Origin of the sequence: Pseudomonas sp. RIT-PI-a (assembly GCF_001187875.1) — a bacterium.
Classification (GTDB): domain Bacteria; phylum Pseudomonadota; class Gammaproteobacteria; order Pseudomonadales; family Pseudomonadaceae; genus Aquipseudomonas; species Aquipseudomonas coleopterorum.
This window is the reverse complement of the sequence record NZ_LGIR01000011.1, coordinates 760648-780607: the sequence shown is the minus strand read 5'-3', so window position 1 is coordinate 780607 and position 19960 is coordinate 760648. Positions and strand designations below refer to the sequence as shown.

18 protein-coding genes and 1 riboswitch are annotated in these 19960 nt (G+C 63.2%); of the genes, 10 read left to right on the top strand and 8 right to left on the bottom strand.

The window, feature by feature from the left end:
- Positions 1 to 118: 118 nt before the first annotated feature.
- The gene (locus tag AC788_RS05770) at positions 119 to 1837 is read right to left on the bottom strand and encodes a thiamine pyrophosphate-dependent enzyme (protein ID WP_049859633.1); all 1719 of its coding nucleotides are present in this window, start codon (positions 1835 to 1837) and stop codon (positions 119 to 121) included.
- 167 nt (positions 1838 to 2004) lie between these two features.
- On the opposite strand from AC788_RS05770, the gene copC reads away from it, so the two are divergent.
- A complete protein-coding gene (gene copC, locus AC788_RS05765; protein ID WP_049859829.1) occupies positions 2005 to 2364 on the top strand; it encodes a copper homeostasis periplasmic binding protein CopC in 360 nt (119 codons plus the stop codon).
- Positions 2365 to 2366: 2 nt separating this feature from the next.
- Positions 2367 to 3218 carry a copper homeostasis membrane protein CopD gene (copD, locus tag AC788_RS05760; RefSeq protein ID WP_049859632.1) on the top strand — a complete coding sequence of 284 codons (852 nt, stop codon included), beginning with the start codon at positions 2367 to 2369 and terminating at the stop codon, positions 3216 to 3218.
- A 148-nt stretch (positions 3219 to 3366) separates the two neighbouring features.
- Here the strand turns inward: copD and AC788_RS05755 are convergent, their stop codons facing one another.
- Positions 3367 to 3582, bottom strand: coding sequence for a TOBE domain-containing protein (locus tag AC788_RS05755; RefSeq protein ID WP_043189662.1), 216 nt, complete (start codon positions 3580 to 3582; stop codon positions 3367 to 3369).
- A 160-nt stretch (positions 3583 to 3742) separates the two neighbouring features.
- Positions 3743 to 4285: a DUF4946 domain-containing protein gene (locus tag AC788_RS05750; protein WP_049859631.1), complete on the bottom strand. Its 543-nt coding sequence runs from the start codon at positions 4283 to 4285 to the stop codon at positions 3743 to 3745.
- A 105-nt stretch (positions 4286 to 4390) separates the two neighbouring features.
- Here AC788_RS05750 and AC788_RS05745 point away from each other — a divergent pair, with 105 nt between their 5' ends.
- Together AC788_RS05745 and AC788_RS05740 are read left to right on the top strand one after the other, a co-directional pair.
- Positions 4391 to 5413, top strand: a complete 1023-nt coding sequence (locus AC788_RS05745) for a GlxA family transcriptional regulator (RefSeq protein ID WP_049859630.1) — start codon at positions 4391 to 4393, stop codon at positions 5411 to 5413.
- Positions 5414 to 5490: 77 nt separating this feature from the next.
- On the top strand, positions 5491 to 6615 hold the full coding sequence (locus AC788_RS05740) for a mechanosensitive ion channel family protein (protein ID WP_049859629.1): 1125 nt from the start codon (positions 5491 to 5493) through the stop codon (positions 6613 to 6615).
- Positions 6616 to 6645: 30 nt separating this feature from the next.
- On the opposite strand, the gene AC788_RS05735 is transcribed toward AC788_RS05740, so the two are convergent.
- The gene (locus tag AC788_RS05735; RefSeq protein ID WP_049859628.1) at positions 6646 to 8469 is read right to left on the bottom strand and encodes a monovalent cation:proton antiporter-2 (CPA2) family protein; all 1824 of its coding nucleotides are present in this window, start codon (positions 8467 to 8469) and stop codon (positions 6646 to 6648) included.
- 89 nt (positions 8470 to 8558) lie between these two features.
- Positions 8559 to 8782: riboswitch (cobalamin riboswitch) on the top strand.
- Between the two features lie 129 nt (positions 8783 to 8911).
- Here AC788_RS05735 and AC788_RS05730 point away from each other — a divergent pair.
- Genes AC788_RS05730 through AC788_RS05710 form a run of 5 tightly spaced genes read left to right on the top strand, consistent with a single transcriptional unit; the run spans position 8912 to position 12016 of the window.
- The gene (locus tag AC788_RS05730) at positions 8912 to 9103 is read left to right on the top strand and encodes a CbtB domain-containing protein (RefSeq protein ID WP_049859627.1); all 192 of its coding nucleotides are present in this window, start codon (positions 8912 to 8914) and stop codon (positions 9101 to 9103) included.
- 11 nt (positions 9104 to 9114) lie between these two features.
- Positions 9115 to 9792, top strand: coding sequence for a CbtA family protein (locus tag AC788_RS05725; RefSeq protein ID WP_049859626.1), 678 nt, complete (start codon positions 9115 to 9117; stop codon positions 9790 to 9792).
- A gap of 5 nt (positions 9793 to 9797) precedes the next feature.
- Positions 9798 to 10223, top strand: coding sequence for a cobalamin biosynthesis protein (locus AC788_RS05720; protein ID WP_049859625.1), 426 nt, complete (start codon positions 9798 to 9800; stop codon positions 10221 to 10223).
- A 34-nt stretch (positions 10224 to 10257) separates the two neighbouring features.
- Positions 10258 to 11004 carry a precorrin-4 C(11)-methyltransferase gene (cobM, locus tag AC788_RS05715; RefSeq protein WP_049859624.1) on the top strand — a complete coding sequence of 249 codons (747 nt, stop codon included), beginning with the start codon at positions 10258 to 10260 and terminating at the stop codon, positions 11002 to 11004.
- 25 nt (positions 11005 to 11029) lie between these two features.
- The gene (locus AC788_RS05710; RefSeq protein WP_082223576.1) at positions 11030 to 12016 is read left to right on the top strand and encodes a GlxA family transcriptional regulator; all 987 of its coding nucleotides are present in this window, start codon (positions 11030 to 11032) and stop codon (positions 12014 to 12016) included.
- 54 nt (positions 12017 to 12070) lie between these two features.
- Here the strand turns inward: AC788_RS05710 and nfuA are convergent, their stop codons facing one another.
- On the bottom strand, positions 12071 to 12655 hold the full coding sequence (nfuA, locus tag AC788_RS05705; RefSeq protein WP_049859622.1) for a Fe-S biogenesis protein NfuA: 585 nt from the start codon (positions 12653 to 12655) through the stop codon (positions 12071 to 12073).
- Positions 12656 to 12732: 77 nt separating this feature from the next.
- Entirely contained in the window at positions 12733 to 13755 is a 1023-nt protein-coding gene (locus tag AC788_RS05700) for an acyltransferase family protein (RefSeq protein WP_049859621.1), read from the bottom strand.
- A gap of 273 nt (positions 13756 to 14028) precedes the next feature.
- On the opposite strand from AC788_RS05700, the gene metH reads away from it, so the two are divergent.
- Entirely contained in the window at positions 14029 to 17721 is a 3693-nt protein-coding gene (metH, locus tag AC788_RS05695) for a methionine synthase (protein WP_049859620.1), read from the top strand.
- Positions 17722 to 17941: 220 nt separating this feature from the next.
- On the opposite strand, the gene otnC is transcribed toward metH, so the two are convergent.
- Positions 17942 to 18580 carry a 3-oxo-tetronate 4-phosphate decarboxylase gene (gene otnC, locus AC788_RS05690; RefSeq protein ID WP_049859619.1) on the bottom strand — a complete coding sequence of 213 codons (639 nt, stop codon included), beginning with the start codon at positions 18578 to 18580 and terminating at the stop codon, positions 17942 to 17944.
- Positions 18577 to 19866 carry a 3-oxo-tetronate kinase gene (otnK, locus tag AC788_RS05685; RefSeq protein ID WP_049859618.1) on the bottom strand — a complete coding sequence of 430 codons (1290 nt, stop codon included), beginning with the start codon at positions 19864 to 19866 and terminating at the stop codon, positions 18577 to 18579. The genes otnC and otnK overlap by 4 nt, the downstream gene beginning before the upstream one ends.
- Between the last annotated feature and the right edge of the window lie 94 nt (positions 19867 to 19960).

Below are 19960 nucleotides of genomic sequence, written 5' to 3'. Positions count from 1 at the left end.
TCGTTCGGCTACGTGATGTACCTGATCCATAAGGAGAGCAAGGAAAACAAATAGCCTGAGAACAAAAAGGCCGCTGCGTTCGCCGCAACGGCCTGGTCTGTACTGCTTGCCACCGCGCTTACTTGATGAAGTTGTCCACCAGCATGTGCGCCACGTCATCGGCGCGCCCGCTGAGCATGGCCTTGGCTGAATACAGGGCCATGTTCGAGACTTGCGAAAGCTCGATCTTGGGCGGCATCACCAGTTCTTCCGGGTTGACCTTGACGTCCAGCAACGCGGGGCCGGGATGACTCAGAAAGCGCTGCACGGCCTGCTCCAGGCTCGCGCCGTCCGAGACCTGTTCGCCGTAGAAACCCATCACCTCGGCCAACTTGGCGAAATCGGGGTTGTGCAGGTCGGTGAAGTTGTCCAGCAGGCCTTCGACCTTCTGTTCGATCTGGACGAAGTTCAGCGAACTGTTGTTGAACACCACCACCTTGATCGGCAATTTTTCCTGAACCGCTGTGAGCAAGTCGCCCAGCAGCATGGCCAGGCCTCCGTCGCCAGACAATGATATGACCTGGCGCTGCGGGTAGGCCTTCTGCAGACCCAGCGCCTGTGGCATGGCATTGGCCATGGTGCCGTGGCGCAGGCTGGTGAGCGTGCGACGTTGGCCGTTGGTGTTGATATGGCGCAGCACCCAGACCATGGGCGAACCGCCGTCGGCGGTGAACAGCGCATCTTCGCTGGCATGCTTGTCCAGCAGATGGGTCAGATACTGCGGATGGATCAGATGCCCGTCGGTATGACGCTGATCGTGGGCCAGGGTCTTGAGAGTCTTCTGACGCACCTTGAGGCAGTCTTCCAGAAAGCTGTGCTCGGTACGCTCGGCCAGCAAGGGCAGCAGCGCCTTCAGGGCGGGCAATACGTCACCGACCACGCCCAGATCGATGGGATGACGACGTCCCAGATGGGCGCCCTTGCGATCCACCTGAATGATCTTGGCGTTCTGCGGATAGAACTGGCCCCAGGCGAAGTCGGCACCCAGCAACAGCAAGGTGTCGCACTCCATCATGGCGTGGTAGCCGGACTCGACCCCGAACACGCCCGTCATGCCCATGTTGTAGGGGTTGTCGTACTCGACGAAGTCCTTGGCACGCGAGGTGTGAGCGATGGGCGCTTTCAGGCGCTGGGCCAGTTCGATCAGTTCGTCGTGGGCGCCTTCGCAGCCAAAGCCGGCATAGATGGCGATCTTCTTACCCTTGCCCAGCATGTCGGCGATTTCGTTCAACTCATCCAGGCTGGGTTGCAACACCGGACGCGGCTGATGGACGCTGAAAGGACGATCGTTCTTCACCTCGGCGGAGCTGATGTCCGACGGCAGGATGATCACCGCCACGCCGCCTTCATTGAGCGCGGTCTGCGCAGCCAGCGTGGTCACCCGGCGTGCCTGCTCCGGGGTGTACACCTGCTCGCAGAACACCGTGCAACTGCCGTAGATGGCTTTGAAGTCTACTTCCTGGGGAAAGTCCATGCCCAGTTCGCTGGTGACGATCTGGCTGGCGATCAGCACCATGGGCGCGTGGTTGCGCTGGGCTTCGAAGATGCCGTTGATGAAGTGCAAGCCGCCAGGCCCGCACGATCCGGCGCAGGCCGTCAGGCGACCGCTGATGAACGACTCGGCGCCAGCGGCGAATGCGGCCGCTTCTTCATGGCGGACGTGCACCCATTCGATCTCGCTGCGCGAAATCGCATCGGTCACGTGATTCAGCGTGTCGCCGACGATGCCGTAGCAGTTGCGCACACCTGCTTCCTGCAGGGTCTGGATGACGATGTCGGCTACTTTCTTGCTGGCCATGAAGGCCTCCTGGTCAGTGAGTCATGCAGCTTAGGCTGGAGCACGCCTAGGGAGTTCAGCCCGACTGGCGCCTCGCCATGCCTTCGCGCGTCGAAACCGGGCGGCGTTGCCCAACGGTGCGGATCATGCTTTATTGGCGGCCTTTTTCACTGTTCAAGGCCCTCGTCATGTCTGCCCGCAAGTTGCTCAGCGCCGCCCTCCTCGTGCTTGTTTCCCCCCTGGCCATGGCCCATGCCCATCTGACCCATCCGGTGCCCGCCGCCGATGCCTCTGTCGCTGCGCCAGCGCAAGTGAGCCTGGGCTTTTCCGAAGCCATCGAAGTGGGCTTCAGCAAGGTCACGCTGACGGCCGCGGGCGGTGAGCCGGTCGCTTTGCAACCCTTGGCCAGCGCCGTCGACGATCGCAAGACCCTGGTGGTCAAGCCTGCCGCGCCATTGGCGGCTGGGCAGTACACGGTGCACTGGCAGGTGGTGTCGGTGGACACGCACAAAAGCGCCGGTGAGTACCGCGTCACCGTGAGTCCTTGAGCATGAGTGTGTTGATCGTTCTGCGCTTCCTGCATTTCACCAGCCTGATGCTGGTGTTCGGCGCCTGCATGTTCCGCCCGCTGCTGCTCGATCAGCCCGCCCAAAAAGGTCGGCTGCGCAACCTGATCGATCCCCTGGTGTGCCTGTTGGCAGCGCTCGCGCTGATCAGCGGTGTCGCCTGGCTGTTCGCCGTGGCCTTCGAGATGGGCGGGTCGCTGGACATGGCGCTGGTGCGCCGGGTCCTGGGTGAAACCTTTTTCGGCAAGGTCTGGACCCTGCACCTGTTCGCCTGTGTGGCGGTCCTGGTGTGCCTGCGAATTCCTCATCCAAAACTTCAGGTGGTGGCCCGCCCCCTGAGTGCATTGGCCCTGGCCACGCTGGCACCGGTCGGTCATGCAGCGATGTTTGAAGGCTCGGCGGGCACCTGGCTGGTGATCAACCAGTTGATCCACCTGCTATGTGTCGGCGCGTGGCTGGGCGGCCTGATGCTGTTGATGTTCGTGCTTGCACGCCCCGGCGATCAGGATCTGCGCGTGGTGCTGGGTCGCTTCAGTGGCGTGGGGTGTGTGCTGGTGGCGGGGTTGCTGGTGACCGGGCTGATCAACACCCGGGCGTTGACTGGCTCCTTCCTGCCGGTGCCAGGTGCGTCCGGGTTCGCCACGGTTCTGGCAGTCAAGCTGGCGCTGGTGCTGGCCATGCTCGGCCTGGCTGTGTGGCACCGCCGGCAACTGGCTCGGGGTCCGCTGGACGTGCAATCGTTCAAGCGCACGGTCACCCTTGAATGGGCCTGCGGACTGGGCGCGGTGGCGGCTGTCGCCCTGCTCGGCACTCTGGCGCCGACGCCGCTGGGGTGAGTCACCTGCGGCGCATACAACCTGCGGCGAATAAAAAAAGGGCCGTGCTCCCCTGCAAGAGCACGACCCTCAAGATTCTTTCGGCTTCAAACGTGACAAGACACCACGTGGTCAAACGTGGGGACCGAATCAGTATGCGGGTGAATTGTTACAGTTTGGCGATGGACACTTCGGTGGATTTCACGAAGGCGATGACTTCGCTGCCGATCTGCAATTCCAGCTCGTGCACCGAGCGGGTGGTGATGACCGACGTCACGATACCGGCTGGCGTCTGCACATCGATTTCCGAGACCACCGGGCCTTCGATGATTTCCTTCACGGTGCCTTTGAACTGGTTGCGTACGTTGATCGCTTTGATGGTCATGCAGTCATCCTCGTTAGACATTCGGTCGCACCGCAGTGCGTGAGGTAGAGATTGCACCTTCGGCCGAATATTTAAAAAGAATAAATAATGCTTTTTATATGTCTTTTGGAGATATGCCACCCTGGATGCCCGTGTGCGATACAGGCGTCAGCTCGTGAGCTTATTCGGACTTGGCAAAGCGTAGACCCTGACGGATCCCCATCACTTCGGCTTCCAGCTGCGGATAACCCACTGCCGAGCCGGCATAGCTGAAGCCATAGGCCATGCCGGGCTGCACCGCCGCAACGAGGGTCTGCGTGATGGCCAGGGTGCCGTTGCGGGTGACCTTGCAGGTGGTCTGCGCCGCCGGCAGGTTGCCCAGCGTCGTCGATTTCACCTTGGTGCACACACTCTGGTAGCCGGAGCGGGAAAAGTTGATCTGGATCGCTTTGCGCATCTCCAGCAACACCGCTTCCAGGTTCACGGCATGGTCCTGGGCCAGGGCGCCACGGGTCATTTCCACAATCATCAAGGGGTCGCCATTGGCGTCCGTCTTGGTCGCGCGCTGTCGGCTGCCGCTGGGCTGGCCCTGGGCGTCGGACGCGTCAGGCAGGATCTGCACGTCCCAGTCGGCCGGCCAGACGATCACGCTGTCGTCGGCCCAGGCCGGTGCGCCGATTAGCCAGCACAACAGCAGGCAGTGGGCGTGTCGCAGATAAGGCATCGCAGTTTCCTCCACGGCAAAAGGGCCATCAGTCTCGCAGACCCGCGGGCGCAGCACTACGGTAATATCCGCAGCGATCGATGGCCATTCAGGGAGCAGGTGTCAATGACCCAACGGATCTTCAGCGGCGCCGGGCAAAGCAAGAACCTGCTGTACCTGGCTTCGGCCAACGAGCGCCTGCGCGACGGCACCCAGGCCAGCCTGCGCGTGGGGTTCGTGTTGCTGGAGCATTTCTCCCTGGCGGCCTTCACCGCCAGCCTCGACACCCTGGTCACGGCCAACCTGATCAGCTCGGGCGCCTATGCCATTCGTTCCTACGGGCTGGCGCCCGGGCAGGTCATCAGTGACCTGGGCATCCTGCTGCAGCCGGATGCGCCGTTGATGCCTGGCGTGCATGACGGACTGGACCTGTTGATCATCTGTGGGGGCTTCCGGACCCCGCTGCGCGCCTCCGTGTTGCTCAATCGCGTGCTCGGCGACTGTGCTCGACGCGGCATCGCCCTGGGCGGTCTGTGGAACGGTGCCTGGTTCCTGGGTCAGGCGGGCCTGCTCGATGGCTATCGCTGCGCGGTGCACCCGGAGAACCGCGCTTCGCTGGCCGAACTCAGCCCGCAGATCACCGTCACTCCGGCCAGCCAGGTCATCGACCGTGACCGCTTCACCGCCGCCAGCCCCAACGGCGGCTTCAGCATGATGATGGCGCTGATCCGCGCCCAGCGCGGCGACACGCTGGCCGACGGCGTCGAGCATATCCTCGCCTTCGAAGGGCTGCGCTTTCGCCGCAGCGGCGCGCAGGCCAGTGGCAAGCTCAGCCAGCCGCTGCGCAATATCATCGACCTGATGGAGAGCAATCTGGAGGAACCGCTGTCGCTCGACCAGCTGGCGGAGTTCGTCGGCCGCTCGCGGCGCCAGATCGACCGATTGTTTCAGGACCAGCTCGGCACTTCCCCCCATCGCTACTACATGGAACTGCGGGTCACCGAAGCACGGCGACTGCTGCAGCATTCACAGCTGTCGATCATGGAGGTGGCGATCGCCTGTGGATTCGTGTCCGTCAGCCATTTCAGCAAGTGCTACAGCGGCTATTTCGGCCACTCGCCATCGCGTGAAAGCCGCCTGGCAGACTGATCGGCTGCGGGTGACGGGGAACCGTAGCGGCATCTGCCGGTCGACTTCAGTTCATGCCACACGCGAGCCTTCGACCCATGGAATACGCCCTTCCCGACTCCTTGCTCGCCCGCGTGCCGCTGCCCTGGCTGAGCACGCTGATTGCCGCGGTCCTGGCGGTATGTGTCGTTCTGCTGATCCGCTGGGTCGGCCTGATCATCCTGCGCCGCGTATCGAAGTCATTCGTCCTGGCCCGGCAGCTCATTCTGCGGGCCGAGCAGCCGACGTTGTGGCTGATGCCGCTGATGAGCCTGCAGGCGGTGTGGACCTCGGCGCCCGACGACCTGCTGATGATCAACACCGTGCGCCACCTCAACGGCATGCTGGTGACCGCCTGCCTGACCTGGCTGGGCCTGCGTTGCGTCAAGGCCGTAGCCACCACCATGACCATCAAGCATCCGCTGGACATCGAGGACAACCTGGCGGCGCGGCGGATTCAGACCCAGGTGCGGGTGCTGGTGCAGTGTCTGAACGTGCTGGTGCTGATCTTCGGCATTGCCTTGATCCTGATGACCTTCCCGGCCGTGCGGCAGATCGGCACCAGCCTGTTGGCGTCCGCTGGCCTCGCGGGACTGGCCGCCGGCTTTGCCGCCAAGCCGGTGCTGGGCAACCTGATCGCCGGTTTGCAGATCGCCATTTCCCAGCCGATCCGCATCGATGACGTGGTCATTGTCGAGGGCGAATGGGGGCGCATCGAAGAAATCACCGGCACCTATGTGGTGGTGAAAATCTGGGACGAACGGCGCATGGTGGTGCCGCTGCAATACTTCATCGAAAAGCCCTTCCAGAACTGGACGCGCAGCACGTCGAGCATCATAGGCTCGGTATTTCTCTGGGTGGACTATTCGGTGCCGCTGGAAGCGCTGCGCGCCGAAACCCGGCGCCTGTGCGAAGAAATCCCGCACCTGTGGGACGGCCGCGTCGAGGTGTTGCAGGTCACCGACACCAGCGACAAGGCGATGCAGTTGCGCATTCTGTTGAGCTCGGTGGATTCGTCGCGCAACTGGGACGCGCGCTGCTATGTACGCGAGCGCTTGATCACCTTCGTCAACAACCGCTACCCCGAATGCCTGCCGCAGCTGCGCGCCGAGATGTCGACGCGCACCCTGCACCCGGCGAACGAGGAAGGCCCGAGCGACGTGGTTCGCCAGCCGCCGGTCTGAGGTTCACCGGCGGCTTCTTAACACTGGACATCAGCGGCGCGGAGCATCCTTCGCCGCCGCTTTTTCGTCCTGGCGATCGGACTCGAACAACCGCGCCAGCTCGGCCCGCGCTTCCTGGGCGGTCTGCATGACCTTGGCCTCATCGTCGTAAATCGCGTGCTGGGCCTGCAGCACCTGTTCATCGTGACGTTTGAAGCGGTTGATCCGCGCATCGGCCTGGGATTGGCTCAGACCCAGCCCCACCAACGTTCGCCGGGTGATCTCCAGGCTTGAGTAGTAGGTTTCGCGAACCGCCTGCGCGCCGTGGTCGACCAGCCGGTGCACATGCTGGCGGTTACGCGCGCGGGCGATGATCTTCACGTGCGGGTACAGGCGGTGGACCAGTTCGGCAGTCTTGATGTTGATTTCCGGATCGTCGGTGGCGATGACGAAATACTCGGCCTGCTCCACCTTGGCCGCGCGCAGGATCTCGGGGCGCAGCGGGTCGCCGTAGAACACCGGCAGGTGGCCAAAGCTGCGCGAAAACTCGATGGATTCCACCGAGGTGTCCAGGGCCACGAAACTGATCTTCTGTGCACGCAGGATACGCGCCACGATCTGCCCCATCCGGCCCATGCCGGCAATCACCACGCGGGGCGCGTCGCTGTCGATCTCCCGGTATTCCTCGGGCACTTCCACTGGCGGCGTCTTGGTCCGCAGCAGCCGTGCGCACAGCAGCAACAGCAAGGGCGTGAGCGCCATGGACAGGGTGATGGTCAGCAGCAGCGTGTCGTACAGACGCGCATCGAACAGCCCCTGCTCGCGGCCGATCTTGAACACCACGAAGGCGAATTCGCCACCGGCGGCCAGCACGATGCCCAGGCGCACCGCGCTGAGCCGACCCAGACCACCGGCCAGACGCCCGATCAGCATCAGCAGCGGCAGCTTGATCCCGATCAGCAGGACTGTGAGGCCCAGCACCAGTGCCGGGCTTTCGAGTAACAGGCCCAAGTTGGCGCCCATGCCGACACTGATGAAGAACAGGCCCAGCAGCAGCCCCTTGAAGGGTTCGATCTGTGATTCCAGTTCGTGCCGGTATTCCGAGTCGGCCAGCAGCAAGCCGGCGAGAAACGCTCCCAGGGCCATGGAAACACCGGCCAGTTCCATCAGCCAGGCGGTGCCAATCACCACCAGCAAGGCCGTGGCGGTAGATACCTCCTGCAGACCGGTGCGGGCGACGATGCGAAACACCGGACGCAAAAGATAGCGCCCGCCGATCACCACCACGGCGATGCTGCCCAGTACCCGCAGGCTGTGATCCAGGGTACTGCCCTCGCCGGCATCGCCGCTTCCGCCGGCCAGCAATGGCACCATGGCGATCAGCGGGATCGCGGCAATGTCCTGGAACAGCAGAATGGCGAACGCCAGGCGGCCATGGGGACTGTTCAGTTCCTTGCGTTCGGCCAGGCTCTGCAACCCGAACGCCGTGGATGACAGCGCCAGCCCCAGGCCCAGGACCACGGCGCTGTTCAACGGCTGCCCGAAGGCCAGCAATGCCACGGCGCCAATGACCACAGCGGTCAACAGCACCTGGGCCAGACCGACGCCGAACACCGCCTTGCGCATGACCCACAGCCGTTTGGGCGACAGTTCCAGGCCAATGATGAACAGCAACAGCACCACGCCCAGTTCGGAGATGTGGCTAACGCTTTGTGGATCGCCCACCCAGCCCAGCACCTGCGGGCCTATGACCACACCGGCGAACAGGTAGCCGAGCACCGCGCCCAGTTGCAGGCGCTTGGCCAGTGGCACGGCGATCACCGCAGCCAGCAGGAACACCACGGCAGCTTGTAGCATGTTGCCTTCTTCGGGCATGGGGAACTCCATTTCGTAGGGAGAAAGCGCGAACCGCGGGCGCATTCTACAGCGCGCGACGCATTGACGATGCTGCGGCGACATGATTTGCTAGGCGCCATCGTTTGGGTGCCCTTCACAGGGTGAAACGGGAAACCGGTGCGTGCCAGCCTCCAGGAGGGATTGGCACAAGTCCGGTGCTGCCCCCGCAACGGTAAGCGAGAGAAGTGTCAGATCCACTGTGCCCCTGCGGGCATGGGAAGGCGATGCTTTCAAGGCGGGCTTCATGCCGCCCCTCGCAAGCCCGGAGACCGGCCCAGACAATCGTTGATCGACAACCCTGCGGTGGGCGGGCGCTGTTGCGAGCATGGCGCGCCCGCGCCAGGCTTTCTTCGTGCGCGTGCCCGATCGATGGTGCCACATACCGTGGACCACCGCCGCAGGCACCACACGAGGGAACGCCATGTCTACCACCGCCTCCACCCCCGAACACGCCCTGCCGTCCGCTGGCACCTTGTCTCAGCGCATCGCCCTGGCGGTCGGCACCTTCCTGCTGGGCTGCTGCCTGGTGGGCTTCGCCGGCTTCTCGCACATCGAGGCGGTGCACAACGCCGCTCACGATACCCGGCACAGCGCCGCCTTTCCGTGCCATTGAGGAGCGCCGAGATGATCAGGCACATCGCCCGTACCGCTGGTTTCAGCGGATTGTTGGCCGCCCTGCTGCTGACCTTGCTGCAGAGCCTGTGGGTCTCGCCGCTGATTCTTCAGGGCGAAACCTATGAAACCGCCTCGGCCCAGCACTCGCATGACGAGGTTTCCGCTGCCAGGCACGAACACGCCGAGGCCTGGGAGCCGGAAGACGGCTGGCAGCGCGTGCTGTCGACCGCCGGAGGCAATCTGGTGGTGGCCGTGGGGTTCGCCCTGATGCTGGTGGCGTTGTATACGCTGCGTGCTCCTGGGCGCACTGATCAGGGCCTGTTGTGGGGACTGGCCGGATTTGCGGTGTTCTGTCTGGCGCCGAACCTGGGGCTACCGCCGGAGCTGCCCGGCACCCAGGCAGCGGACCTGGTGCTGCGCCAGACCTGGTGGATCGGTACCGCGGCCTCCACTGCGGCAGGTCTGGCATTGCTGGTGTTCGGCCGTGGCACGTTGCTCAAAGCCCTGGGACTGGCCATCGTGTTGGTACCGCACCTGATCGGCGCGCCCCAGCCCGAGCATCATTCGAGCCTGGCACCGCAGGCTCTGGAGCAGCAGTTCATCATCGCTTCGCTGGTGACCAACGCCGTGTTCTGGCTGGCCTTGGGGCTTATCAGCGCCTGGTTGTTCCGCCGAGCCGGTCGCTGAAGCCGATGACAGCGCTGTGGGTCGGGTTCGGCTGTCGTGCGGGGTGCAGCGCGCAAGCGTTGCACGATCTGCTGGAGCAAACCCTGCTCGAACACGAACTGCCCTGGGCTGACGTGCGTGGCATCGCCAGCATCGATGTGAAGGCGCATGAACCGGGGCTGGTGGCGCTGGCCGAACGTCTCGGCTTGCCGTTCGCCACCTATGGCGCCGCGACCCTGGCGCCTTATCAAGATCGCCTCAGCCATCATTCCGCGCGCTCGTTCGCCGCCACCGGCTGCCTGGGCGTGGCGGAAAGTGCCGCGCTGGCCATGGCCGAGGATGGCACCCAGCACGCCTCGATGCTGCGCGTCAGCCGACGGCATTCGGCGGTGGCAACCCTGGCCATCGCCTGCACTGAACGTCACCGCGGCTGCACGCAGCGCCCAACTTGAATATCATTCACCCCTCCGCCCGTCAGGAATACCCATGACCGTTTACTTCATCGGCGCCGGACCGGGTGATCCGGAGCTGATCACTGTCAAGGGTCAGCGTCTGATCCGCCAATGCCCGGTGATCATCTTCGCCGGTTCGCTGGTGCCCGAAGCCGTGCTCGAAGGGCACACTGCGCATCAGGTGCACAACAGCGCCGAGCTTCACCTCCAACAGATCATCGAAATCATCCAGCAGGCCCACGCCCGTGGCGAAGACGTGGCGCGAGTGCACAGTGGCGATCCCGGGCTGTACGGCGCCATCGGCGAGCAGATCCGGTGCCTGCGCGAGCATGGCATCGACTATCAGATCATTCCGGGCGTTACCGCGACCGCGGCCTGTGCCGCGTTGCTTGGGGTGGAACTGACACTGCCCGACGTTTCGCAAACGGTGATCCTGACTCGCTATGGCGACAAGTCGCCGATGCCGCCGGGAGAAAGCCTGGCCAGCCTGGCCCAGCATGGCGCCACACTGGCCATTCATCTGGGGGTGAAGAATCTGGGCAGGATCGTCGCAGAGCTGTTGCCCAGCTATGGCGCTGGGTGCCCGGTCGCGGTGATCCACAAGGCCAGCTGGCCGGATCAGGATTTCGTGCTGGGCACCCTGGCCGATATCCAGGACAAGGTCGCGACCAAGGACTTTCGTCGCAGCGCGCTCATACTCGTGGGCCATGTGCTGCAAACGGACAGCTTCGCGGACTCCGCGCTGTACCGCGCCGGCCATGCTCACCTGTACCGTTCGTGAATCACCACGCTGCGAGGTCGTTTCCATGAAAGTGATCGCTTGCCTGGTCTACCCCGGCGTGATGAGCCTGGATGTGACCGGCCCGATGCAGGTGTTCGCCTCGGCCAACGTCGAGCTGACGCGTCAGGGGCTGGCGCCCTTCTATGACCTGCAACTGCTGGGCGAAACCCCGGGACCCGTCGCGACCTCGGCCGGGCTCAAACTGCACGCCGATGCCAGCTGGCAGTCAGTGGACTGCGCCACTTTGGATACGGTATTGCTGCCCGGCGGCAGCAGCGATGCCGAACAATGCGCCAACACCGCCCTGCTTGCTTGGCTGCGCGCGGCGGCGCCTCAGGTACGGCGATTGGGCTCGGTGTGTTCGGGCGCATTGATGCTTGCCAGCGCCGGGCTATTGGACGGCTTGATCGCCACCACCCACTGGGATGATGTCGAGGCTTTGCAGACTTTCGCCAACGTACAGGTCCAGGGCGATCGTCTGCACACCTATGATCCGTCGGACAAGGATGGCCACAGCCACATCTTCACCTCGGCCGGCGTCACGGCCGGCATCGACCTGGCACTGGCCTTGATCGAAGCCGATCTGGGCCGACCACTGGCGCTGGCTGTGGCGCGCCGCCTAGTGCTGTTCCTCAAGCGCTCGGGCGGACAGACGCAGTTCAGCCCGCACCTGGCACGTATCAACGGGCCGACGTCAAGGCTGACCGAACTGCTGGAGTGGATCGCGCACAACCTCAGCGCCGACCTGTCACTGGAAGCACTGGCGCAGAAGGCCAATATGACGCCACGCACGCTGTATCGCGTGTTCTTCGCCGAATTGAACATCACCCCGGCGCGACACATCGAGCGGGTGCGCCTGGAAGCGGCCAGGGCCATGATTCAGGGTGGGCAGTTGTCAGTACAGAGTGTGGCGCGGCTGTGCGGCTACGGGCATGCAGAGAACCTGCGCCGCAGCTTTCAGAAAGTGCTCGGGGTCAGTCCCCAGGGGTATGCGCAGCGCTTCGGCCAGTAAGGCCGGGCACCGACGCTGCACAGAGGCAGCGAGTCGGTGCTGGCGCCACGCCGATCAGTAGTAGGCGTTTTCTTTCTGAGTGTGGTCGGTCACATCGCGTACGCCCTTGAGCTCGGGGATGCGTTCGAGCAAGGTGCGCTCGATACCGTCCTTCAGGGTCACGTCAGCCTGCCCGCAACCCTGGCAACCACCACCGAACTGCAGCACGGCGATGCCGTCCTCGACCACGTCGATCAGGCTGACCTGGCCGCCATGGCTGGCCAGACCGGGATTGATCTCGGTCTGCAAGTAGTAGTTGATGCGCTCGTTGACGGGGCTGTCGGCGTTGACCATCGGCACCTTGGCGTTGGGTGCCTTGATGGTCAGCTGCCCGCCCATGCGGTCGGTGGCGTAGTCGACCACGGCGTCGTCGAGAAAGGCTTCGCTCACCGCGTCGATCCAGGCGGTGAAGCTCTTCAGGCCCAGGGCGGTGTCTTCCGGCTTCTCTTCACCCGGCTTGCAGTAGGCAATGCACGTCTCTGCGTACTGGGTGCCTGGCTGGGTGATGAACACGCGTATGCCGATACCGGGGGTGTTCTGCTTGCTCAGCAGATCGGCCAGGTAATCGTGCGCAGCGTCGGTAATCGTTATAGCGCTCATAGTGGTTCCTCACAGACTTGCCAGGAGTTTACGCGAATCCGGCGACGCTGACAAAGCCTGACTGTTTTGGTCGGGAATCAGTTGATACGCGCCATCGCATTCGAATCCAGACGTGCGTCGGTCCAATGCTTGACCCGGCGATACAGGCGCTTTTCGATCCACACGTAGCTGGCCCAAGACACCAGGGCGATGGTCGGCACGCAGAACGCAAACACCCAATACGGGTTCAGGTGCCAGCGCACGCTGGCCAGCCAGCCGCCATAGAGCACCAGCACGTGTACCAGATACACCGAGTAGGAGCAGTCGCCCAACGCCTTGAGGATGCGGCTGCCACGGAAGTGCGGCTCCATGGCCACGCAGGCCAGCACGATCAAGGCGCTGGGCAGGCCCCAGTGCAGCAGACGGTCGCTGGAATCCAGGTGATAGATCAGCAGCGCCGACACGATGATCACCGCCAGCGGCAGCCACAGGCCTTGGGCGATCCAGCCACGGCGATACAGCATGCCGATACCGATGCCGAGCAGGAACTCGTAAATGATGTTGTTCTGGTAAAAGCGGCTTACCACCCCATAACGTCCGAGCACTTCGCTGACCGCCACAAGGGCGGCTGCGACGATCAACGGCCGGTAGCGCTGCGGCACGGTGAACACCAGGGAGAACAACAGGTAGAAGAACATCTCGTAGTTGAGCGTCCAGCCCACGTTCAGCGTCGGGTAGAGGCCGTAGCCGCCCGGGTTTTCCGAGGGGATGAACAGCAGCGACAGGATGAAGTGCGGCAGGTCGATGGCGGCGTGCGGCAGCCATTGCCCCAAACTGACCAGCATCAACCCCATCAGCGCGGTGTACAGCCAGTAGGCCGGGACGATGCGAATGATGCGGTTGAGCAGGAAGCGCCCTGCGGGCATCTGCTTGTCCTGGGTCGAGAGGTGGATCACCAGCCCACTGATGACGAAGAAGATGTCGACGCCCACCGCACCCCGGTCAGTGAAGAACTGACCGATAGGGCCTGAGGCGTGAAAGTCGAAAAAGATCTGCATGAAGTGATGACAGACCACAATCCAGGCGGCCAGGGCCCGTAGAGCTTGAAGCGAAATCAGCATGCGTACCGCCTTTTGAAACGAGAATTCGCGCCCCTTTTCGGGGCATTCCGGGGGGTGGGACTGCAAAAATCCGGAAAAGGTCGCGCATTTCGTCGATGCCTGAGCTGATGCGCTGATGTTTCACAGTCGGCAGGAAGCACGTAATTCGACTAAATGGCGGACTCTCAACATGAGCGAAATTCATGGACATGCCCTTCGTGATCAAATAGCGCACAGGTTTGCTATTATCCGCACCCTGTCACAGTGTCCGAATTTTCTGAAAGAGTGGTTCCCATGTCCGACCGCAGTGCTCGCCTTCAAGCTCTCCAGCAAGCCCTCAAAGAGCGCATCCTGATTCTCGACGGCGGCATGGGCACGATGATCCAGAGCTACAAGCTCGAGGAAGAGGATTACCGCGGTGAGCGTTTCGCCGATTGGCCCAGCGACGTCAAGGGCAACAACGATCTGCTGCTGCTCAGCCGCCCGGACGTGATCGCCGCCATCGAGAAGGCCTATCTGGACGCCGGTGCGGACATTCTGGAAACCAACACCTTCAACGCCACCCAGGTGTCCCAGGCCGACTATGGCATGGAATCGCTGGTGTACGAGCTGAACGTCGAAGGTGCGCGCGTGGCGCGCCAGGTCGCCGATGCCAAGACCCTGGAAACGCCGGACAAGCCACGGTTCGTGGCCGGCGTGCTGGGCCCGACCAGCCGCACCTGCTCGCTGTCCCCGGACGTCAACAACCCCGGCTACCGCAACGTCACCTTCGACGAGCTGGTGGAGAACTACACCGAAGCCACCAAGGGCCTGATCGAAGGCGGCGCCGACCTGATCCTGATCGAGACCATCTTCGACACCCTCAACGCCAAGGCAGCGATCTTCGCCGTGCAAGGCGTCTACGAAGAGCTGGGCTTCGAGCTGCCGATCATGATCTCCGGGACCATCACCGACGCCTCGGGCCGGACCTTGTCCGGGCAGACCACCGAAGCCTTCTGGAACTCGGTGAGCCATGCCAAGCCCGTTTCGGTCGGCCTGAACTGCGCGCTGGGTGCCAGCGAGCTGCGTCCGTACCTGGAAGAGTTGTCGAACAAGGCCGGTACGCATGTGTCCGCCCACCCCAACGCCGGCTTGCCCAATGCCTTCGGTGAATACGACGAACTGCCGTCGGAAACCGCGAAGATCATCGAAGAATTTGCCCAGAGCGGCTTCCTCAATATCGTCGGCGGCTGCTGCGGCACCACGCCCGGGCATATCGAAGCCATCGCCAACGCCGTGGCCGGCTACCCGCCGCGCGCCATTCCGGAGATCCCCAAGGCTTGCCGCCTGTCGGGCCTGGAGCCGTTCACCATCGACCGCCAGTCGTTGTTCGTCAACGTCGGCGAGCGCACCAACATCACCGGTTCGGCGCGCTTCGCCCGGTTGATCCGCGAGGAGAACTACACCGAGGCCCTGGAAGTCGCCCTGCAGCAGGTGGAGGCCGGCGCTCAGGTGATCGACATCAACATGGACGAGGGCATGCTCGACTCGCAGAAGGCCATGGTCACCTTCCTCAACCTGATCGCGGGCGAGCCGGACATCTCCCGGGTGCCGATCATGATCGACTCCTCCAAGTGGGAAGTGATCGAAGCCGGGCTCAAGTGCATCCAGGGCAAGGGCATCGTCAACTCGATCAGCATGAAGGAAGGCGTCGACGCGTTCATTCACCACGCCAAGCTGTGCAAGCGCTACGGCGCTGCGGTGGTGGTGATGGCCTTCGACGAGGCCGGCCAGGCCGACACCGAAGCGCGCAAGAAAGAGATCTGCAAACGCTCCTACGACATCCTGGTGGATCAGGTCGGCTTCCCACCGGAAGACATCATCTTCGACCCGAACATCTTCGCCGTGGCCACCGGCATCGAGGAGCACAACAACTACGCCGTCGATTTCATCAATGCCTGCGCCTACATCCGCGATGAGCTGCCTTATGCGTTGACCAGCGGCGGCGTGTCCAACGTGTCGTTCTCGTTCCGCGGCAACAACCCGGTGCGAGAGGCGATTCACTCCGTGTTTCTGCTGCATGCCATCCGCAACGGTCTGACCATGGGTATCGTCAACGCCGGCCAGTTGGAGATCTATGACCAGATCCCCACCGAGCTGCGCGAGCGTGTCGAGGATGTGGTCCTCAACCGTACGCCCGAAGGCACCGATGCCCTGCTCGCCATCGCCGACAAGTTCAAGGGCGACGGCAGCGTCAAGGAAGCCGAAACCGAGGAATGGCGTGGCTGGCCGGTCAATCAGCGCCTGGAGCATGCGCTGGTCAAGGGCATCACCACCCACATCGTCGAGGACACCGAGGAGTCGCGGCAGTCGTTCAAGCGCCCGATCGAGGTCATCGAAGGCCCGCTGATGTCGGGCATGAACATCGTTGGCGACCTGTTCGGCTCGGGCAAGATGTTCCTGCCCCAGGTGGTCAAGTCGGCGCGGGTGATGAAGCAGGCCGTGGCCCACCTGATTCCGTTCATCGAACTGGAAAAGGGCGACAAGCCCGAGGCCAAGGGCAAGATCCTGATGGCGACGGTGAAAGGCGACGTGCACGACATCGGCAAGAACATCGTCGGCGTGGTGCTGGGCTGCAACGGCTACGACATCGTCGACCTGGGTGTGATGGTGCCGGCCGACAAGATCCTTCAGGTCGCCCGTGAGCAGAAGTGCGACATCATCGGCCTGTCTGGGCTGATCACCCCTTCGCTGGACGAGATGGTCCACGTCGCCCGGGAAATGCAGCGCCAGGATTTCCACCTGCCCTTGATGATCGGCGGCGCGACCACGTCCAAGGCGCACACTGCCGTCAAGATCGAACCCAAGTACAGCAACGATGCGGTCATCTATGTCACCGACGCCTCACGGGCGGTCGGGGTTGCCACCCAGTTGCTGTCCAAGGAGCTCAAACCTGCCTTCGTCGAGAAGACCCGCCTGGAGTACATCGATGTTCGCGAACGTACCGCCAACCGCAGCGCACGCACCGAGCGTCTGAGCTACGCCCAGGCCGTGGCGGCCAAGGCCAGCTTCGACTGGAGCAGCTACAACCCGGTGCAGCCGACCTTCACCGGCGCCAGGGTGCTGGACGATATCGACCTCAACGTCCTGGCCGAGTATATCGACTGGACGCCGTTCTTCATCTCCTGGGACCTGGCCGGCAAGTACCCGCGCATTCTCACCGACGAGGTCGTGGGTGAAGCAGCCACGGCTTTGTTCGAGGATGCCCAGGCGATGCTGCGCAAGCTGATCGACGAGAAGCTGATCCGTGCCCGTGCGGTGTTCGGCTTCTGGCCGGCCAATCAGGTCGAGGATGATGACATCGAAGTCTACGGTCACGACGGCCAGCCGCTGGCGCGTTTGCATCATCTGCGTCAGCAGATCATCAAGACCGATGGCAAGCCGAACTTCTCCCTGGCCGACTTCGTGGCACCCAAGGACAGCGGCGTGACGGACTACGTGGGCGGCTTCATCACCACGGCAGGCATCGGTGCCGAAGAGGTGGCCAAGGCCTATCAGGACAACGGCGACGACTACAACTCAATCATGGTCAAGGCACTGGCGGACCGTCTGGCCGAGGCCTGCGCCGAGTGGCTGCACCAGCAGGTGCGCAAGGAGCACTGGGGTTATGACCCCGAGGAGACCTTGGACAACGAGGCGCTGATCAAGGAACAGTACAAGGGCATCCGCCCTGCCCCCGGCTACCCGGCCTGCCCGGACCACACCGAGAAAGGCACACTGTTCGACCTGCTCGATCACAACGGGCAGAGCGGCGTGACGCTCACCGAGCACTACGCGATGTTCCCGGCGGCGGCGGTCAGCGGCTGGTATTTCGCTCACCCCCAGGCACAATACTTTGCCGTGGGCAAGATCGATCGCGACCAGGTGCTGAGCTACACGGCGCGCAAGCAACAGGATCTGGCCGTCAGCGAGCGCTGGTTGGCGCCGAATCTGGGTTATGACAACTGAGGCAGATGCTGTTGCCGGTACTGGGTCAGCCTCGGCTGAACCAGTACACCGCTGTCGCCAAGACCACCACGATCATGAAGCCTATGGCCCAGGCATCGACATGGCTGTCGTGTTTGCGGGTTTTCAGGGAGTTGCTCATCGGCATCGTCTCTTGTGATTTTGTTGGACGCTGGTTCCAGTAAAGATCACTAAAGGCCTTTTCACAAGTAAGGTCAATGCCTCACCAGGCGCACCCGAACACCGCCTTGAGTTCTTCGATGGCCTCCTCGCTCAAGGGTACAGGCCGTGGCTGAGTCATCAGCCACAGCCGTGCGGTTTCCTCCAGTTCTTCCAGTGCATGGCTGGCCTTCGACACGGAGCTTTCCCACACCACCGGGCCCAATCGTTCCAGCATGACCCCCCTCACCTGATCGGCCAAGGCCGCGACTTGTGTGGCGACGTCGGGCGAGCCCGGACGCTGGTACTGGATCAATGGGATGTGCCCCACCTTCATCACCTGATAAGGCGTGAGCGGCGGCAGAATGTCCTGGGCGCTCCACACCCCAGCCAAAGTCAGGGCCACCAGATGCGTGGAGTGGGTGTGGACCACGCCATTCACTTCTGGGTTACGGTCGTACACCTGGCGATGCAGGGCCAGGGTCTTGGATGGCTTGTCGCCGCTCACCCATTCACCCGCCGTGGTGACTTTGGCGATGGTGTGTGGCTGCAACCTTCCCAGACAAGCATCGGTTGGTGTGATCAGCCAACCGTCGTCGAGGCGCGCACTGATGTTGCCGGCGCTGCCGACGGTATAACCACGCTGGAACAGGCTCAGACCCACTTCGCAGATTTCTTCGCGCAAGGCGTGTTCGTTTCTCACGAAAAATCTCCCGCCAGGCAGGCCAAGGCCTTGGCAAAAAAGTCCACGCTGCCAAAGTTGCCCGACTTGAGCGTCAGCGCAAGCGCAGTGGTGCCGCCGAAGGCCACGGTGGCCGGCACGCCAGGATCGATCTGACGGCCGATACGCAAGCCTTTGACCTGCAGCGCCTGTACCACCGAGCCCGACGTTTCGCCACCTGCGATGACGAAGCGGCGCCAGCCTCCATCCTGCAGCTGTGCCGCGACCTCGCCAAGCGCCTTCTCGATCATGGCGCCAGCCTGCTCCGCACCTAGCTCTCGCTGCACGGCGGCCACCTGCTCGGGACTGCTGGTGGCGTAGATCAGCACCGCTTCGTCGCGATCGGCGAAGGCCACGGCCTGGGCCACGACCGGCTCGCCACGGGCGATTGCCAGCGGATCGATGCGAAAGGCCGGGCGACCTGCTTCCAGCCAGGCGGCGACCTGGCCATTGGTGGCCTTGGAGGTACTGCCTGCCAATACCACGGCGCGGCCTTCGATAATAGGCATGGCAGCGGCATCGCCCATGCGCAACAAGCCCTGGCGGCGGAAGTTCTCCGGGAGGCCCTGGGCCACCCCCGAGCCGCCGGTGATCAAGGCAAGGTTCGCGCAGGCACGTCCCAGGGTCTGCAGATCCTCGTCACTCACGGCGTCGGCAATGGCCACGCTCACGCCTTCGGCTCGCAGTTCGTCCATACGCATGGCCACCGCAGAGGCGCCCTGCCCGACCACGTCGTAGCGCAACAGACCCACCGCACCGATGGTTTGCTCGTCCAGCACGCGGACCAGGTTGGCATCTTTCATCGGTGTGAGCGGGTGATGCTGCATGCCGCATTCACTGAGCAGGCTGTCCTGAACGAACAGATGACCACGGAACAAGGTGCGGCCGGTCTCCGGGAACGCCGGACAGGCGATGGTGAAATCGCTGCCAAGGGCTTCCAGGAGTGCCTCGGTCACCGGGCCAATGTTGCCCTCTGCGGTCGAATCGAACGTCGAGCAGTATTTGAAGAAGAACTGCTGGCAGCCACGTTCGCGCAACCACGCCAGCGCCTGCAACGATTCGGCAACGGCGCTGGCCGCCGGCGTGGTACGGGATTTGAGGGCGATGACGATGGCATCCGCCTCCGCGAATTCCGCCAGATCACTGTCTGGAACGCCAATCGATTGCACCGTGCGCATGCCGCCGCGCACCAGGATGTTGGCGAGATCGGTAGCGCCGGTGAAGTCGTCGGCAATGCAGCCGAGCAGCGGGCGATGGACAGCGGTCATGAGTGGCATCTCCTGCACAGGTCACCGTGGCGGGCACGGTGCATGTTAATTATTGGTTCATCTGAGCGATTCAATGGCCCAATACTACAAGCGA

Coding starts and splice junctions, on each gene's coding strand:
- AC788_RS05770 (WP_049859633.1), bottom strand. CDS start 1,837: ATGGCCAGCAAGAAAGTAGCCGACATCGTCATCCAGACCCTGCAGGAA.
- copC (WP_049859829.1), top strand. CDS start 2,005: ATGTCTGCCCGCAAGTTGCTCAGCGCCGCCCTCCTCGTGCTTGTTTCC.
- copD (WP_049859632.1), top strand. CDS start 2,367: ATGAGTGTGTTGATCGTTCTGCGCTTCCTGCATTTCACCAGCCTGATG.
- AC788_RS05755 (WP_043189662.1), bottom strand. CDS start 3,582: ATGACCATCAAAGCGATCAACGTACGCAACCAGTTCAAAGGCACCGTG.
- AC788_RS05750 (WP_049859631.1), bottom strand. CDS start 4,285: ATGCCTTATCTGCGACACGCCCACTGCCTGCTGTTGTGCTGGCTAATC.
- AC788_RS05745 (WP_049859630.1), top strand. CDS start 4,391: ATGACCCAACGGATCTTCAGCGGCGCCGGGCAAAGCAAGAACCTGCTG.
- AC788_RS05740 (WP_049859629.1), top strand. CDS start 5,491: ATGGAATACGCCCTTCCCGACTCCTTGCTCGCCCGCGTGCCGCTGCCC.
- AC788_RS05735 (WP_049859628.1), bottom strand. CDS start 8,469: ATGCCCGAAGAAGGCAACATGCTACAAGCTGCCGTGGTGTTCCTGCTG.
- AC788_RS05730 (WP_049859627.1), top strand. CDS start 8,912: ATGTCTACCACCGCCTCCACCCCCGAACACGCCCTGCCGTCCGCTGGC.
- AC788_RS05725 (WP_049859626.1), top strand. CDS start 9,115: ATGATCAGGCACATCGCCCGTACCGCTGGTTTCAGCGGATTGTTGGCC.
- AC788_RS05720 (WP_049859625.1), top strand. CDS start 9,798: ATGACAGCGCTGTGGGTCGGGTTCGGCTGTCGTGCGGGGTGCAGCGCG.
- cobM (WP_049859624.1), top strand. CDS start 10,258: ATGACCGTTTACTTCATCGGCGCCGGACCGGGTGATCCGGAGCTGATC.
- AC788_RS05710 (WP_082223576.1), top strand. CDS start 11,030: ATGAAAGTGATCGCTTGCCTGGTCTACCCCGGCGTGATGAGCCTGGAT.
- nfuA (WP_049859622.1), bottom strand. CDS start 12,655: ATGAGCGCTATAACGATTACCGACGCTGCGCACGATTACCTGGCCGAT.
- AC788_RS05700 (WP_049859621.1), bottom strand. CDS start 13,755: ATGCTGATTTCGCTTCAAGCTCTACGGGCCCTGGCCGCCTGGATTGTG.
- metH (WP_049859620.1), top strand. CDS start 14,029: ATGTCCGACCGCAGTGCTCGCCTTCAAGCTCTCCAGCAAGCCCTCAAA.
- otnK (WP_049859618.1), bottom strand. CDS start 19,866: ATGACCGCTGTCCATCGCCCGCTGCTCGGCTGCATTGCCGACGACTTC.